The 14665-nt window shown below is 64.8% G+C and carries 14 protein-coding genes and 1 pseudogene; 9 read left to right on the plus strand and 6 right to left on the minus strand.

Annotation, left to right across the window (positions count from 1 at the left end; all coding sequences use genetic code 11):
• Window positions 1-327 precede the first annotated feature (327 nt).
• The gene (gene gfcR / locus ACSFC7_RS18660) at window positions 328-981 is read right to left on the minus strand and encodes a transcriptional regulator GfcR (protein WP_436344320.1); all 654 of its coding nucleotides are present in this window, start codon (window positions 979-981) and stop codon (window positions 328-330) included.
• 165 nt (window positions 982-1146) lie between these two features.
• On the opposite strand from gfcR, the gene ACSFC7_RS18665 reads away from it, so the two are divergent.
• The 3 genes from ACSFC7_RS18665 (at window position 1147) to ACSFC7_RS18675 (ending at window position 4444) form a co-directional block, all read left to right on the plus strand.
• Window positions 1147-2421: an HAD family hydrolase gene (locus ACSFC7_RS18665; RefSeq protein ID WP_436344321.1), complete on the plus strand. Its 1275-nt coding sequence runs from the start codon at window positions 1147-1149 to the stop codon at window positions 2419-2421.
• Between the two features lie 354 nt (window positions 2422-2775).
• Window positions 2776-3453, plus strand: coding sequence for a helix-turn-helix domain-containing protein (locus ACSFC7_RS18670; RefSeq protein WP_436344322.1), 678 nt, complete (start codon window positions 2776-2778; stop codon window positions 3451-3453).
• 79 nt (window positions 3454-3532) lie between these two features.
• The gene (locus ACSFC7_RS18675; RefSeq protein ID WP_436344323.1) at window positions 3533-4444 is read left to right on the plus strand and encodes a dihydrodipicolinate synthase family protein; all 912 of its coding nucleotides are present in this window, start codon (window positions 3533-3535) and stop codon (window positions 4442-4444) included.
• Window positions 4445-4580: 136 nt separating this feature from the next.
• Here ACSFC7_RS18675 and ACSFC7_RS18680 read toward each other — a convergent pair whose 3' ends face one another.
• Complete coding sequence (locus ACSFC7_RS18680) at window positions 4581-5675, minus strand: hypothetical protein (RefSeq protein ID WP_436347988.1); 1095 nt, start codon at window positions 5673-5675, stop codon at window positions 4581-4583.
• Window positions 5676-5990: 315 nt separating this feature from the next.
• On the opposite strand from ACSFC7_RS18680, the pseudogene ACSFC7_RS18685 reads away from it, so the two are divergent.
• The 3 genes and pseudogenes from ACSFC7_RS18685 to ACSFC7_RS18695 all read left to right on the plus strand — a co-directional run.
• Window positions 5991-6175: pseudogene (locus ACSFC7_RS18685) on the plus strand (acyl-CoA dehydrogenase family protein); the annotation flags it as partial.
• A 164-nt stretch (window positions 6176-6339) separates the two neighbouring features.
• A complete protein-coding gene (locus ACSFC7_RS18690; RefSeq protein ID WP_436344324.1) occupies window positions 6340-6900 on the plus strand; it encodes a hypothetical protein in 561 nt (186 codons plus the stop codon).
• Between the two features lie 65 nt (window positions 6901-6965).
• Window positions 6966-7505, plus strand: a complete 540-nt coding sequence (locus tag ACSFC7_RS18695) for an HAD family hydrolase (RefSeq protein ID WP_436344325.1) — start codon at window positions 6966-6968, stop codon at window positions 7503-7505.
• A gap of 13 nt (window positions 7506-7518) precedes the next feature.
• Here ACSFC7_RS18695 and ACSFC7_RS18700 read toward each other — a convergent pair whose 3' ends face one another.
• Window positions 7519-7761 carry a DUF5822 domain-containing protein gene (locus ACSFC7_RS18700; protein WP_436344326.1) on the minus strand — a complete coding sequence of 81 codons (243 nt, stop codon included), beginning with the start codon at window positions 7759-7761 and terminating at the stop codon, window positions 7519-7521.
• A gap of 190 nt (window positions 7762-7951) precedes the next feature.
• Between ACSFC7_RS18700 and panB the strand changes: the two genes are divergently transcribed.
• Window positions 7952-8764, plus strand: a complete 813-nt coding sequence (gene panB, locus ACSFC7_RS18705; protein ID WP_436344327.1) for a 3-methyl-2-oxobutanoate hydroxymethyltransferase — start codon at window positions 7952-7954, stop codon at window positions 8762-8764.
• Between the two features lie 135 nt (window positions 8765-8899).
• Here the strand turns inward: panB and ACSFC7_RS18710 are convergent, their stop codons facing one another.
• Window positions 8900-9700, minus strand: a complete 801-nt coding sequence (locus ACSFC7_RS18710; protein ID WP_436344328.1) for an alpha/beta fold hydrolase — start codon at window positions 9698-9700, stop codon at window positions 8900-8902.
• A gap of 290 nt (window positions 9701-9990) precedes the next feature.
• Here ACSFC7_RS18710 and ACSFC7_RS18715 point away from each other — a divergent pair, with 290 nt between their 5' ends.
• Both ACSFC7_RS18715 and ACSFC7_RS18720 read left to right on the plus strand, forming a co-directional pair.
• Window positions 9991-10239 (plus strand): DUF7127 family protein, encoded by a 249-nt coding sequence (locus ACSFC7_RS18715; protein ID WP_436344329.1) that lies wholly within the window; start codon window positions 9991-9993, stop codon window positions 10237-10239.
• Window positions 10236-12503: a CDC48 family AAA ATPase gene (locus tag ACSFC7_RS18720; RefSeq protein WP_436344330.1), complete on the plus strand. Its 2268-nt coding sequence runs from the start codon at window positions 10236-10238 to the stop codon at window positions 12501-12503. The genes ACSFC7_RS18715 and ACSFC7_RS18720 overlap by 4 nt, the downstream gene beginning before the upstream one ends.
• Before the next feature lie 204 nt (window positions 12504-12707).
• On the opposite strand, the gene ACSFC7_RS18725 is transcribed toward ACSFC7_RS18720, so the two are convergent.
• Both ACSFC7_RS18725 and bcp read right to left on the minus strand, forming a co-directional pair.
• Window positions 12708-13991 (minus strand): MFS transporter, encoded by a 1284-nt coding sequence (locus tag ACSFC7_RS18725; RefSeq protein WP_436344331.1) that lies wholly within the window; start codon window positions 13989-13991, stop codon window positions 12708-12710.
• A 126-nt stretch (window positions 13992-14117) separates the two neighbouring features.
• A complete protein-coding gene (gene bcp / locus ACSFC7_RS18730; protein WP_436344332.1) occupies window positions 14118-14597 on the minus strand; it encodes a thioredoxin-dependent thiol peroxidase in 480 nt (159 codons plus the stop codon).
• Window positions 14598-14665: the final 68 nt, after the last annotated feature.

Raw genomic sequence — 14665 nt, forward strand, 5'->3', positions numbered from 1 at the left:
GATCGCTACCGATAGCTTGCGCTCTCGCGGTCAAAAGGCCACGCCCTGCCCTCGCTACGGCTTCGAGATCGTCCATGGTCGACAGTAGCACGACTGCATTCGGCCGTACGAGAGCTAGGGGCCGCCGCGCGTGGTGCCGGCTCGAGCACCGTCTGCAGGAGAAGAACGAGCCGTCTCCGTGAACCGCGACCGACCGCTCGTGCTCTCGTGTGAGGACTGACTCTTCCTCGCTTTCTTCGTCATCGTCGTCGAGACCGGCTTGATCGACCGCTCGAGAACTACGTAGACAGGGACCGAGGCGTCGTCTGCGGGTGGGCTCGGAATCGACTACTCTTCCTTGCCGACGCTGATGACCTGCAACAGCGAGTAGACCGGGACGCCCTCGAGCTCCTCGAGCCCCTGTTTGTCCGCGAGCACGACGCAGGCGAGCGGTTCGCCGCCTTCGGCGCGGATGGCTTCGATGGTCTCGCGCATCGTCGTCCCGCTGGTGATGGTGTCGTCGACGATGTAACACTCGCGGTCGCGAATCCCCGCGAAGTTCCGGCTGAACGTCCCGCCGAGTTCGTCGATGTCACCCTCCTCCCACTGGTGTTTCGCGGGCGTGTAGGTCCCCAGATCCGTCTCGAGTTCGCGCGCGATCAGCGTCGCGATGGGGCCGCCGGCCTTCTCGATACCGATCGTCAGATCGACGTCCTCGCCGTGTTTGGCGAGCATGTCGGCCATCGCTTCCGCGATCGCCCCCATCCGTTTGCTGTCCCGACCGATCGCGGACCAGTCGACGTGAATGTCCTGCGGGCCGCCAGCGGGTTGGGCCGCTTCCGGTGCCGACTGCTCCGTCGGCTCCGTCGTCGCGCCGCTGCGTTCGACGAGCCAGCTCGCCGTCTCCCGGGAGACGTTCAGTTCGTCCGCGATCTCGCCCTTCGAAAGCCCGCGCGCCGCGAGCTCGGCCGCGCTCTCGATCAGGTCGTCGACGTTTTTCATATAGCTACGATTTCGACCGCCGTTTTTATAGTCGTGTCGTCGTGAATCGAGCATCGATTCCCGCCTCTCGGGCCCGCGATGGATTTCCCGAGCTCTCGGTCCGCGGTCGACGACAGTCGACCGGTACTGAAAACGATTATCTGCCTGCTCCCGTCTGTTGTACGCATGGAACGGTACGATCTCGTCTACCGGCTGTACGACGACTACGATACGGAGACGTTACGGGAGTATCAGGCGTTCGTCGACGTCTTTCCGGCGATCGACTCCCGCGTCGCACTGGAGCACTGGCAGGGCGCGAACGAGGAGCTCGAGCACCGCAAGGACGAGATCCGGTCCGGCTTCGCGGCCGGAGAGACGTTCGCGGAGGTCGCCTCGCGGGCCAATCGCGATCAGGCCTTCACGGCACTCGATCTCGACGCCAAGTACGGCCGTGCGGTGAACGTACTCGTCTTGGACGTCGACGAGACGCTGCGCTCGGCCGGCGGCACCGACAACGAAATCCCTCGCGACACGCTCCACGTCCTGACCGAGTTTCACGAGGCCGGGGTCCCGATCGTCATCTGTACGGGCCAGACCCTGGAGAACGTCAAGGGGTTCGCGATTCAGGGACTGGGCAGCGAGATCGTCCACTCGGGCGAACTCTCGATCGTCTACGAGGCCGGGACGGGGGTCTTCACGCCGGGCCACGGCGCGGACACGAAACAACTCCTCTACGAGGAACTGAACGAGGAGATCCGGGACGTCTTCGACGACGTTCGCTCGCGGGTACTCCCGGAGGCCCCCGAAGCCCTCCGGCGGGGCTGTCACCTGCAGGGCAACGAGTTCAACGTCACGATGAAGCCCAACTACGAGACCGGCTCCACGAAGGCCCGGGATACCATCGATACGGCGCTGGTCTACCTGATCGACCTGCTCGCCGACGCCGTCGGCACGGCGCTCGAGGGAAACGGCGACGGCAACGGCACCACCGTCCTCGACGACGAGACGGTCGTCGACTGGACGCGCGCGTTCTACGCCGACCAGGATCCAGAGATCAGAGCCGTCCTCGAGAGCGAAGGGGAGTATCCGGACCTCGACGCCGACGCCGTTCCGGACGCTCTCGCGGACGTCCTCGAGCGGATCGACGTCGCCTACTACGAGGCCGACGCGGCCGAGATCGGCAGCCTCGAACTGAACAAGGTCGTCGGCGTCGAGCGAGCGCTCGACGTGTTGGGCGTCGACGATCCGTTCGGCCTCGTGATGGGCGACTCCAAGAGCGACCTGCGCGTCATGCAGTGGGTCGACGAGAACGACGCGGGTATCGCGGCCGCTCCCGAACACGCCTCACAGGATACCCTGGAGCACGTCCTCGAGACGGACGAACTCGTCTTCGACCGCGGGAAGAGCGTCGATATTCTGCGCACGGTGTACGCGCTGAACAGGCTGGCCCGCCTCGATTGAGGGGCGGTTCCGGCTTCGATGCCGCCGGACTGACGAAAGCTGTCTCGCGCGCAGTTCGACACTGACGCCTCGTTGACGGTCATCGGCCGTGAGATGCTGTCTTAAAGGGCTGGAACACAAAGGCCTGCTCATCAATCGGATCCGCGCGCTACCGAGTAGTAGCACGATCCGAGCGGGAGTGTCACGGGCGAGCAGCTACCTCCGCTGACACCGGTGAGAGCCGTCGAGACACTCTCGCCACCCCAGTGAGTGGATCGGCGTGGTACTTATGAGACGATTCGAGTCCCGACACACCCACGATAGCCGCACTGTTCATCAACCGGACTCGAGCCTGCCGTACGGGGTGATCGACCGATGACGACGATCGCAGAGCTCACGCTGTCGACCGACGAGTTCGCGCTCGCGAAGACGCTCGATCGACTGCCGGAGTTGGAGATCAGAGTCGAAAGCGTCGTCGCCGAGGGACCGACTCGGACGATGCCGCTCGTCTGGTTCTCGGCCGTCGATCCCGAGGAACTCGAGACGGCACTCGAGGCGGACCCGACCGTCGACGACTACCAGTGTCTCCTCGAGGCGGCTGACGACGGGGAGTGGTTCTATCGACTCCAGTACGGCGAAGACGTCAGCTCCGTCTGCCACTCGGTCTACACCAACGGCGGCACCGTGCTCGACGCGCAGGTCACCGACGGACAGTGGACGCTCCGACTGCTCTTTCCCCACCGCGAGGAACTCTCGGAGACCGTCTCCGCCATCGAAGAACAGGGCGTCCACATCGACGTCCGCCGGATGGTCGAGGCCGGGCAGGACGACGACCTCGAGACGACGGCCGCGCTGACCGAGCCACAGCAGGAAGCGATCGCCGAAGCCTACCGCCAGGGCTACTACGACGTTCCCCGCGAAATCTCGCTCGAGGAACTGGCGAACGAACTCGACATCTCCCACCAGGCGCTCTCCGAGCGGCTTCGTCGCGCGAACCGCGTCCTCGCGAGCGAGCAACTGGAGGAGCCGACGGGCGAACTGGCGACCGACTGACGACTCGCCACTGTCTCCGAACGGCCGTCCCAGCACCTGACGGCTGGATTTTATACGCGCTCGTCACGGACGAACGGCTATGACGTTTCACGATCCTGGCGTCGACGATCCGCTTTCGTTGCACGGCGTCGTTCCGCCGACTGTCACCGCGTTTCACGACGACGAGACGGTCGACTACGAGCGGACGGCCGATCACGCTCGCTTCGTCGTCGACCGGGGCGTCCACGGCGTCTTTCCGCTCGGGACCAACGGCGAGTTCCCGCTGCTGACCGGCGAGGAACGGACGGGCGTCGTCGAGGCCGTCGTCGACGAAGTCGGCGGCGAGGTGCCGGTCATCGCCGGCGTCGGCGCGCCGAGCACCTACGAGACCGTCGCGCACGCCGAACACGCCGAATCCGTCGGCGTCGACGGTATCGTGGTCGTCACGCCCTACTACTATCCGCTCGATCACGAGGCCGCGCTCACGCACTACCGGCGCGTCGCCGAGGCCGTCTCCGCCCCGGTCTACATCTACCACATCCCGAGCAAGACGGGCAACGAACTCTCCCTCGAGACGCTCGCCGATCTCGCGGGGATCGAGAACGTCGCCGGCGTCAAGGACTCGAGCAAGGACGTGCCGTGGCTCGCACAGGCCATCGACGCCCATCCCGAACTCACCTTCCTCGCCGGCTCCGACTCGCTGCTGTTCACGGGCCTCGAGATCGGCTGTTCCGGTCTCGTCAGCGCCGTCGCGAACGCCTTCCCGGAACTCGTCGTCGACTGTTACGACGCCTACGACGAGGGCGACGAAGACCGCGCCCGCGAACTCCAGAGTCGCGTGTTCGACGTTCGCGACGCGTTCAAAGCCGGCGGCGCGTACATGTCCGGCGTCAAAACCGCCCTCCGGATGCGCGAGTTCGACGTCGGCCCGCTCCGCAGTCCGCTTCGACTCGCGGACGACGAGTCGGCGGCGACGATGCGCGAGCAACTCGAGACGCTCGAGTTGCTGTAGTTGCTGTCGGTACTGTAATCGCTATCGTGCTATCGGTGCTGTCGCTGCCGTCTCGACGGACGATACCGGGGACGATTCGCAATCTCGTCTCGAAAAATCGCTTCGAATCGACCGGTACGACTGCCCAGTCGGCCGGTTAGAGCAGAGATCGGGTTCGGACTCGTCCGGACAGGACGAGCGCCCGTCCCTCGTCGTCGATCGAGAGGTCCTCGATCGTCGCCCAGTCGTCACCGATGTCGCGGTTCGATTCGACGTGGTCGCGGAGTTCGTCCGCGTCCGCATCGCTCTCGCTCTCGTAGAGGTAGACCTCCTGTACGTCGGTCGTGTCGCCGTCGAACTCGTACGCGCTGGCCGATCCGACGAGTTCCAGTTCCCAGTCGTCGAGGCGGTCCTCGAACTCCTCTTCGAGCTCCTCGAGTTGCCAGTCCGACATGTCGTCGATATCGCCGTACTGATTCTCGATTGCGGATTCGATCGACCGGGGCTCGTGGAGTTCCCCTTCCGCGAGGTGTGCCGAGTCGAACTGCGCCAGCAGCGCTTCGCCGTCGTCCGTCTCGGACCAGCCACCCACCGACGTCGTCCGGACGTCGATCGCGACTTCGAGCGCCTCGAGCAGATCGAGGTACTGACCGCCGGCGGCCTCGACGACGTACTCCTCGCTGACTCCGAAGGCGTGGGTCTCGAACTCGTACAGATCGAACCCTTCGTACTCGCCCTCGCTGGAGAGTTCCTCGTCGTCGACGGCCTGATCCTCGGCCCAGTCCTCGAGATTGTCTTCGACGTCCGCGGGGTCGAACGCGCCGGCGACCGTGCCGATCTCGATCGACGTCTGCCGTTCTTCGTCGTACGTCTGCTCGCCGCCCCAGGCCGTTTCCGTGTAGCTGAACTCGTACTCCCACTCCACGCGCTGTGTGAGTTGCCAGTCGATATCCGTCGCGGCCACGCCGGCCCTGCTTCGCAGTCCCGACCCCTGCTCGAGCGGCCAGTAGAGAAGGAGGTCTTCCTCGTTGTCGAAAACCGCCTGCGGGACGACGGTGTTGAACTCGAACCCGGTCTGATCGGACTCCTCGAGTTCAGCGTCGTCGTACTCGTCGGATAGTTCGTCCTCGTCGAAGAGAGCGGAGAACGAGAGATCAGCGAGCCAGTTTTCGACTGCCGGTCCGGATGCACCGTCTCCGTCGCCGATGATCGGAACACTGCTCGTACAGCCGGCCAGTCCCGCACTGCTCATTGCCACGAAACCGATCCCACCATTTCGAAGAAGCGTTCGTCGTGAAATCTCCTCAGACATCACTCCTGCAGAGACAGTACGTATAGATAATATTTCCGGCTCGCTTGTATACTATACGAAGATACATGTTATTTATCGGTTCGTTACGGCCCGCTATTGAGGCAATAGCTGCTATCGCGCGAAAATAGCGGACCGCACGTTTCAGTTCGAACGGTGTCCGAGAGGACACTGCGGGTGTAATCGATAGGACCGCGGGTTCAGAGCGGTCGTTGCCGTCAACGGCCAGATCCGATCGTCACTGGTCGCTGTCAGTCGAACTTCGCCAGCGAGGCAGCGATGTTCGTCACGAACGAGGCCGTTCAGATCCACGGGGGTACGGCTCCGTCACCGAAGGCGAGGTCGAACGGCTGTCTCGCGACGCCAAGATCACGGAAATCTACGAGGGGAGGACCGAGATTCAGAAGACCGTAATCGCTCGGGAACTGCTCGGGAACGACTAGGATCGGCGGCCACCTCAGTCGAGACTTCGGGTCTCCGTCCGCTGTCCGTTCCAGCCGGACTGGTCTCGGACGAGGCGATCTCCCGGTACCCCGACCTCGGCGGCCGACGAGTCGCGCGGAGCGAACATATTTATATTCGAACGGTATCGTCGGATATACTGACAGTGACCGAAAAGACCGCCGAAGCACGCCGGAAACCGGCCAGCGAGTATCGGACCGATACGATGTCGCACACGCCCTGGCGATTTCCGGACGGACTCCACGAAGCGGGCCTGCTGATCGGCTCCATCCTCGTCCTGATCGGGCTCTTCCAGCTCGTAGTCGATCGCATACTCGTAAGCGGTCTCGTGATCACCGCCATCGGTGCGGTGAGTATCGGTCTCGTACTCTACACGAACCGGTCCGACGGAACCCGGCGGCAACTGCACATCGTCAACGTCGACGACGAACCGCTCCGATTCACGCTGGAGATTTGCGAGCGCGATGGTGACGAACGACTCGTTCGCCACGAGTACGAACTCCCCGCCGGAGAGTGCGCCGTCTACCCGGATTCGTACGAAAGAGGAACGGCGTACACGGTCGCTATCTCCTTCGAGGACGGGGAACGGATGCGAACGACCGCAACGCCGGTCCGAGCAACGGCCGACCCCGATGCATCTGCGGAGTTCGTCGTCGAAATCGATCGGACGAGTGTTCGAAGTCGACTCCGACAGACGCGCCGATGATCGACGCACCCGTTCGTCGGGCGCGGACCGAAGTCACTATTCTCCTGCCGAACCTATCGTGAGCCGTGACCGATTACGACGCCGTCGTCTACGACCTGGACGGAACGCTCGTCGACCTCGACGTCGACTGGGACGCCGTGGCTACAGACGTCCTCGAGGTTTACGAGAGCGCGGACGTCGAGCCGCCGAGCCGGGACCTGTGGGAACTGCTGGGAACGGCGAACGACGTCGGGTTGGCCGACGACGTCGAATCCGCAATCGCCGCACACGAGCGGACGGGTGCCGAGGCCGCACCGCGGCTGACGCACGCCGACGAACTCCTCGAGCAGGCGGTTCCCGTCGGCGTCTGCTCGCTCAACTGCGAGGCGGCGTGTCGGATCGCACTCGAGGCACACGGCCTGATCGACGCGGTCGACGCAGTCGTCGGCCGGGATACGGTCGAAACGCAAAAGCCACACCCGGATCCGTTGCTCGAGACCGTCCGGAAGCTCGACGCCGAGCCGGAGACGGCGCTGTTCGTCGGTGACTCCGCGCGGGATCGAGTGACGGCAGAACGAGCGGGGGTCGCATTCGAGTTCGTCGACGATAGTCCCGCCGGCGTGTGAGGGGGTGATCCGACTACGTCTCCTGGTTCTGCTTGCGTTTCGCGTACGCGAAGACGGCGACGGCCGTCAGAAACCAGATCGGGGCCCCGACGCGAATCGCGAACTCGGCTCGAGCGCCCCAGCTCGGCAGGTCGGCGTTCACCGAGAGCAAGGCGACGATCGGTGCACCGACGAGGATCGTGACGACGAACGTGACCTGCATCACCCACCCGTAGTCGACGCCCTCGGGTGTGGTCGTTTCGACGGGTTCTGGCACGACCGACAGTGTCGACCCAGCCCTCTTAATTTCTCCGTGTTCGACGCTACGGCGTCCGACCGCACGAACGCCGGAGACGTAGCGACACGTTCGGTCGCACGAACGCTGGTTTCGTGACGGCCTCGGATCGCCTCACGTGAGCGCCGACGAAGAACGGTGGCGTTTAATCGTCGGCGACGAACCTGTGGGTATGGCTACCGTGCGGGATGTCAGAGAGAAGGCAGGCGACGAACCGATCACGATGCTGACGGCCTACGACGCGCCGACGGCCGGAATCGTCGACGACGCCGGCGTCGACGTCATCCTCGTCGGCGACAGCGTCGGCAACGTGGTGCTCGGCCACGAGACGACGGTCCCCGTCTCCGTCGACGGGATCGCCCACCACGTCGGCGCGGTCTCACGCGCGACGGAAGACGCGCTGGTCGTGGCCGACATGCCGTTCCTCTCCTTCGGCGTCGACGAGAAGGACAGCCTCGAAAACGCCGGACGGATGCTCAAGGAGGAGGGCGCACAGGCCGTCAAACTCGAGAGCGGACCCCACACCGTCGATCTCACCGAAAAGATGGTCCAGTTGGGCATCCCGGTGATGGCTCATCTCGGACTCACGCCCCAGCACGTCAACCAGTACGGCGGCTACCCCCGCCAGGGGACCGATCAGGCGGCCGCCCAACGGATGCTCGACCTCGCGATCGAACACGAGGAGGCGGGTGCGTTCTCGCTGGTGCTCGAGCACGTGCCGGCGAATCTGGCGGCCGAGATCACCGACGCACTGGACATTCCCACGATCGGTATCGGTGCGGGACCGGACTGCGACGGCCAGGTGCTCGTCTTCGACGACGCCGTCGGCATCAGCGAGTGGACGCCTTCGTTCTCCGAGCAGTTCGGGAACGTCCGCGCGGAGATGGAGTCGGCCGTCGACGACTACGTCTCGGCGGTCGAGTCCGGCGAGTTCCCCGCAGACGAGCACAGCCACGAGGAGACCGACCTCGAGGACATCTACTGAGTCTCGCCGGGGAGCCGATGTCACCAGTTCGGCTTCGATCTCGACGCACTCGCCTCGTTCGTCCGCGAGTTCGAGACGCAGCCAGTATCAGCGATCGCTCCACGCGTTCCCCAACCCCGTCTCGTTCCGCTGGCGTCACTCCTCGGTGGTGTCGGTCTCGTACTCGTACACGATATCCAGAAACTCGTCGATCGCCGCGTTGAACGCCTCGGGCTGTTCCACCATCGCCAGGTGTGCGGCGTCCTCGAGGCCCGCGATCCAGGCGTCGTCGATCTCTTCGGCGAGATACTCGTGGTACCTCGGTGGCGTCAACCTGTCGTACTCGCCGTAGGCCGCGAGTACGGGGCAGTCGATCGCCGAAAGCTCGCCGCGGATATCGAACTCGTGACACGTCAGAAAGTCCCTGCGGGTGACGGCCCGTCCGGTCTCGCGGAGTTGTGCTATCGACTCCTCGCGGAGGTCCGATTCGGGGTCGTGAAAGAGGCGATCCGGCTCGTGAAGGAATTCGATAGCGCGCTCGAAGTCGTTCGCGAGCCAGTCGAGGAGGTCCTCGAGGACGCCGAGCCGCGCGCCAGTGCCCACCAGCACGGCCGCGTCGAGATCGAGTTCGCGTTCGACCAGGAGCTGCATGACGACGGCCCCACCGAGCGAGTTCCCTACCAGCACCCGACTGTCGGTGGCGTCGACGACGGCCAACACGTCGTCGGCGTACGCGGAGAGCGTCGAATAGCCGGGGCGGGCGTCGATATCGTCGGAGTCGCCGTGGCCGCTCAGATCGAGCGTGACGACGCGGTTTCGATCGGCGAGGCGGTGCTGAGCGGACCAGACGTCGCGCGACCCGCCGCTTCCGTGGACGAAGCAGATCGGCGGGCCGCCCCCGCCGCGATCAGCGACATCGTAGGCCGTCTCCCGGCCGTGGTGTGTTACCGTCTCCATACGTGTTCGAACGACGGGCGTGGGCTTAAATTCTCGAGAAGACTGGACACCGATAGCGACCGGCAGTCAGCCCGCCCCCTGTTCGAATCGTTACCGGGAAAACCGTCGACGCCGCGGGCCCGTGATCCGGCCGACTCGAACCCCCTCGCCTCGAGGATAACTGTCGCCGATTCGGTCCCAAATCTGGTGTGAACTACGAACAACGATCTTTCTTCGAAAACGGTGCCGTCTCCGCCTTCGCTGGCGAAAGATTTATATACTCTGAAAGCTTACCTTGGGTTAGTTGAAGCATGACACTCGAACAATTTACCCGGAACGAGGGACAGGTAGCACGCCGGTACCAGTACGACGACAGTGCGGTGGTGGCCGTCGACTTCGGGGCCCGCGAAACCGAGGCCTCCGTTGACCTCGTCGACGACACGGTTATCGTCGTCGTCGGCGACGAGCAGTACGAATTCGATCTTCCCGACGGTGCAGACGACGCGCACACGTTTATGAAAAACGGCGTCCTCACTGTCGAGATGGAGGGCGACCTATGAAACTCACCGTTAAACCACTGAAACAGAAGGACGCAGGACGTGGACTGGCCGCGATCGACCGCGTCTCGATGCGCGAACTCGATCTCGAGAACGGCGATTACATCGTCATCGACGGCAAGGGCGACAGCCAGGCCGTCGCGCGAGTCTGGCCCGGCTATCCCGAAGACGAGGGTCGCGGGATCGTCCGAATCGACGGCCGCCTGCGCCAGGAGGCCGACGTCGGCATCGACGACCGCGTCGAGATCGAACCCGCGGACGTCAACCCGGCCAAATCGGTCACGGTCGCACTTCCCCAGAATCTCCGTATTCGCGGGGATATCGGCCCGCTCGTGCGCGACAAGCTGAGCGGCCAGGCCGTCACCGAAGGGCAGACGGTACCGTTCTCGCTTTCGTTCGGCCCGATGGCCAGCTCCGGCCAGTCGGTGCCGCTGAAGATCGCGAGCACGTCTCCCTCGGGAACCGTCGTCATCACGGACTCGACGAGCATCGAGATCTCCGAGACGCCGGCCGAACAGGTCAGCTCCGGCGGTCCCGGCGCGTCCGCTGAGGGCGTTCCGAACGTCACCTACGAGGACATCGGCGGCCTGGACGACGAACTCGACCAGGTCCGCGAGATGATCGAACTGCCGATGCGACATCCCGAACTGTTCCAGCAGTTAGGGATCGAGCCGCCGAAGGGCGTCCTGCTGCACGGCCCGCCGGGCACCGGGAAGACCCTGATGGCCAAGGCCGTCGCCAACGAGATCGACGCCCACTTCGAGACGATCTCCGGCCCGGAGATCATGTCGAAGTACTACGGCGAGAGCGAGGAGAAGCTCCGCGAGGTCTTCGAAGAGGCCGAGGAGAACGCCCCCGCGATCGTCTTCATCGACGAACTCGACTCGATCGCCGCAAAGCGTGAAGACGCCGGCGGCGACGTCGAACGGCGCGTCGTCGCCCAGCTCCTCTCGCTGATGGACGGCCTCGAGGAACGGGGTCGCGTCACGGTCATCGCCGCGACGAACCGCGTCGACGACATCGACCCCGCGCTCCGTCGCGGCGGTCGGTTCGACCGCGAGATCGAGATCGGCGTCCCGGACAAGGACGGCCGCAAGGAGATCCTGCAGGTTCACACCCGCGGGATGCCGCTCGTGGACTCGGTCGACCTGGACCACTACGCGTCCAACACGCACGGCTTCGTCGGCGCCGACCTCGAGAGCCTCGCCCGCGAGAGCGCGATGAACGCGCTGCGTCGCATCCGTCCCGACCTCGACCTAGAGGAGGACGAGATCGACGCCGAGGTGCTCGAGTCGCTGCAGGTCACTCGAGGCGACTTCAAGGAGGCGCTCAAGGGCATCCAGCCCTCCGCGATGCGCGAGGTCTTCGTCGAAGTCCCCGACGTCACCTGGAACGACGTCGGCGGACTCGGCGACACCAAGGAACGGCTCCGCGAGACGATCCAGTGGCCGCTCGACTACCCGGAGGTCTTCGAGGCCATGGACATGGAGGCCGCCAAGGGCGTCATGATGTTCGGTCCGCCGGGGACCGGGAAGACGCTGCTCGCCAAGGCCGTCGCCAACGAGGCGGAGTCGAACTTCATCTCGATCAAGGGCCCCGAACTGCTGAACAAGTACGTCGGGGAGAGCGAGAAGGGCGTCCGCGAGATCTTCGAGAAGGCGCGGTCGAACGCACCGACCGTGATCTTCTTCGACGAGATCGACTCGATCGCCACCGAACGCGGGACGAACCAGAGCGACTCCGGCGTCGGCGAACGGGTCGTCAGCCAGCTCCTGACGGAGCTCGACGGGCTCGAGGAGCTCGAGGACGTCGTCGTCATCGCGACGACCAACCGTCCCGACCTGATCGACAAGGCCCTGCTCCGTCCGGGTCGCCTGGATCGTCACGTCCACGTGCCCGTCCCCGACGAGGAGGCTCGCAGGAAGATCTTCGAGGTCCACACCCGCAACAAGCCGCTGGCCGACGCGGTCGACCTCGAGTGGCTCGCCAGCGAGACGGAGGGCTACGTCGGTGCCGACATCGAAGCGGTCTGCCGCGAGGCCTCGATGGACGCCAGCCGCGAGTTCATCAACACCGTCGATCCCGAGGATATGGCCGACTCCGTCGGAAACGTCCGTATCAACACGGAACACTTCGAACACGCACTCGAGGAGGTCAACCCGAGCGTGACCCCCGAGACGCGCGAGCAGTACGAGGAGATCGAAGAGCAGTTCCAGCAGGCCGAACCGGCCCAGGAACAGGATCAGCTCGGCCGCACCTTTCAGTAAGGGCGGCCCTGAGCGATCGAGAGCGCACTGAAGCGCGCTCGGTCACCGCGTGCGGTTTTTTTGGACGTCTCTCGAGTCGACTGCGGAGCGACTGCTCCGTCTCCATCGACTCGAGACGGCCTCCGCGTTCTACGTGTCCGAGGGCGTTCTACGTGTCTCAGGCCGTTCTACGTGCCCGACGTGTTCGTCTTCCTCCGCGTCCGTTCAGTCGTCAGCGGCCGTCGGCTCCGGTACCTCGGTGTCGGTCGGCGACGGGCCAGTCAGTAGTCGAACCGAGAGTCCGGCACCGATCAACGCGAGTATCGAGAGCGTCCCGAAGAACACGCCCACCGTAGCGCGATCCAGCAGGACGCCGCCGAAAGCGATACTGAGCGAGCCGAGTCCGAACATCCCGAGGTAGGTGTAGCCGTAGGAGAGCCCGCGGCTCTCCGGCGGGGTGTAGACCGCGACGGCCTCCTGATAGAACGGTTCGATCGCGAACAGCGAGAAGCCGAGCACGACGCAGTAGAGGACGATCGCTGCGAGCCCCATCGCAGACACCGGGACGAACGCGACGGCGAGTATCGCGAGGCCGACGAAGACCGCGACCAACCCTCTCGCGACGGCCACGCGACTGGTCAGTTTCCCGGCGGCGTACTGTCCTGCCATCCCGGCGACGAGCAGTCCGACGTAGACGTAATCGCCGAGCGAGAGTTCCTCGAGACCGGCCGGCGGTTCGATTCCCTCCATCGCCGGCAGACCGCCCAGGAGTTCCGGCAGGTAGGTCAAGACGCCGCGGTAGTAGAGCCCGACGAACGTGACGACCGCGAAGACCAGCAGGAACGAACTGGCGAACAGCGTCCGCGAGTTCGAGACGAACGCGGAGCCGGCACGCGAGCCCGTGTCCCCGTCGGCGTTCGTATCGCTCTCGCTGTCGCCCTCGAGCCCCGCGGTCGGATCGAACTGCAGTCGAAGCCCGTAGAGCGTCGCGAGGAGTCCGGGAACGGCGAGCGCGACGGCGACGAGTCGCCACTCCAGGACGAGCAACAGGGTCGCGGTCGCGAACGGCCCCAGCGCGATGCCGACGTTGCCGGCGATGCCGTGCCAGGCGAAAACCGTCCCTCGATCCTCGACGCCGGTGCTGATGAGCGCGAGCCCCGCGGGATGGTAGATGCTGGCGAGTATCCCCCAGCACAGCAGGCTGGCCGCGACGGCGTAGATCGACGTCGCGACCGCGAGCGTGACGAACGACACGCTCGTGCCCGCGAGACAGAGCACCACGAGCCGCTTCGGGCCGTATCGATCGGCCAGCAAGCCGGCGGGCAACGCACCGAGGCCGAACGGCACGTAGCCGAGCGCGACGACGACGCCGACGACCGCGACGCTCACCTCGAACGCGTCGAGCCAGACGACGAGAAAGATCGGAATCGCCAGTTCGAACCAGTGGACGACCGCGTGTGCGAGCATCGTGAACGTCGCGATCGATCGATCGTTATCGGTGAGTTCCATATCGATTCAGTCCGCCGATACTGGGTGATTCCCGGCGAGCTATTTAGGGACGCGGAAACGGCCGGCTCTCACGGAGCGATCGTCGATAGAAACACGGTCGGACCGGCGGGAACGCGCGCTGGTTGTCTACGGCGAGACTTCGGCCGACGAGTCTTCGAGGTCCTCGAGAACCGCTTCGGCGTGGCCCTCCGGCGAGACGCCCTCGTAGACCGCCTCGACGTGGCCGTCCGGGCCGACGACGTACGTGTTGCGGAAGACGCCGTCGAAGGTGTTGCCGAACATCTGCTTCTCGCCGTAGGAGTCGTACAACGTCGCGACCTCGCCGAGTTCGTCCGAGAGGAGGTCGAACTCGAGGTCGTACTCCTCGGCGAAGGATGCGATGTCGTCGACCGGATCGTCGCTGATGCCGACGATGGTGACGTCGCGGTCGTCGAAGTCGGGTTTCGCGTCGTTGAACGCACGGGCCTCGGTGGTGCAGCCGTCGGTGTTCGCCCGCGGATAGAAGTAGACGACGAGCCATTCGCCCTCGAAGTCGGAGCGCCGGACGGTCTCGCCGTGCTGGTTGGGCAGTTCGAACTCGGGTGCTTCGTCGCCGACGTCGAGCATGGCCGTCTGTTAGCGACGGTCGATGTATGCGTTGTGGTTTGGGGACGGCTCGATTTCGGATCGAATTT

It is taken from the genome of Natronorubrum halobium, from assembly GCF_051351675.1.
In the GTDB taxonomy this organism is placed as follows: Archaea; Halobacteriota; Halobacteria; order Halobacteriales; family Natrialbaceae; genus Natronorubrum.

What these genes read in the sequence shown, in the direction of transcription:
- ACSFC7_RS18675 (WP_436344323.1), top strand. Translation starts at nt 3,533, where the DNA reads ATGACGTTTCACGATCCTGGCGTCGACGATCCGCTTTCGTTGCACGGC.
- ACSFC7_RS18720 (WP_436344330.1), top strand. Translation starts at nt 10,236, where the DNA reads ATGAAACTCACCGTTAAACCACTGAAACAGAAGGACGCAGGACGTGGA.
- ACSFC7_RS18710 (WP_436344328.1), bottom strand. Translation starts at nt 9,700, where the DNA reads ATGGAGACGGTAACACACCACGGCCGGGAGACGGCCTACGATGTCGCT.
- panB (WP_436344327.1), top strand. Translation starts at nt 7,952, where the DNA reads ATGGCTACCGTGCGGGATGTCAGAGAGAAGGCAGGCGACGAACCGATC.
- gfcR (WP_436344320.1), bottom strand. Translation starts at nt 981, where the DNA reads ATGAAAAACGTCGACGACCTGATCGAGAGCGCGGCCGAGCTCGCGGCG.
- ACSFC7_RS18715 (WP_436344329.1), top strand. Translation starts at nt 9,991, where the DNA reads ATGACACTCGAACAATTTACCCGGAACGAGGGACAGGTAGCACGCCGG.
- ACSFC7_RS18725 (WP_436344331.1), bottom strand. Translation starts at nt 13,991, where the DNA reads ATGGAACTCACCGATAACGATCGATCGATCGCGACGTTCACGATGCTC.
- ACSFC7_RS18670 (WP_436344322.1), top strand. Translation starts at nt 2,776, where the DNA reads ATGACGACGATCGCAGAGCTCACGCTGTCGACCGACGAGTTCGCGCTC.
- bcp (WP_436344332.1), bottom strand. Translation starts at nt 14,597, where the DNA reads ATGCTCGACGTCGGCGACGAAGCACCCGAGTTCGAACTGCCCAACCAG.
- ACSFC7_RS18680 (WP_436347988.1), bottom strand. Translation starts at nt 5,675, where the DNA reads ATGAGCAGTGCGGGACTGGCCGGCTGTACGAGCAGTGTTCCGATCATC.
- ACSFC7_RS18665 (WP_436344321.1), top strand. Translation starts at nt 1,147, where the DNA reads ATGGAACGGTACGATCTCGTCTACCGGCTGTACGACGACTACGATACG.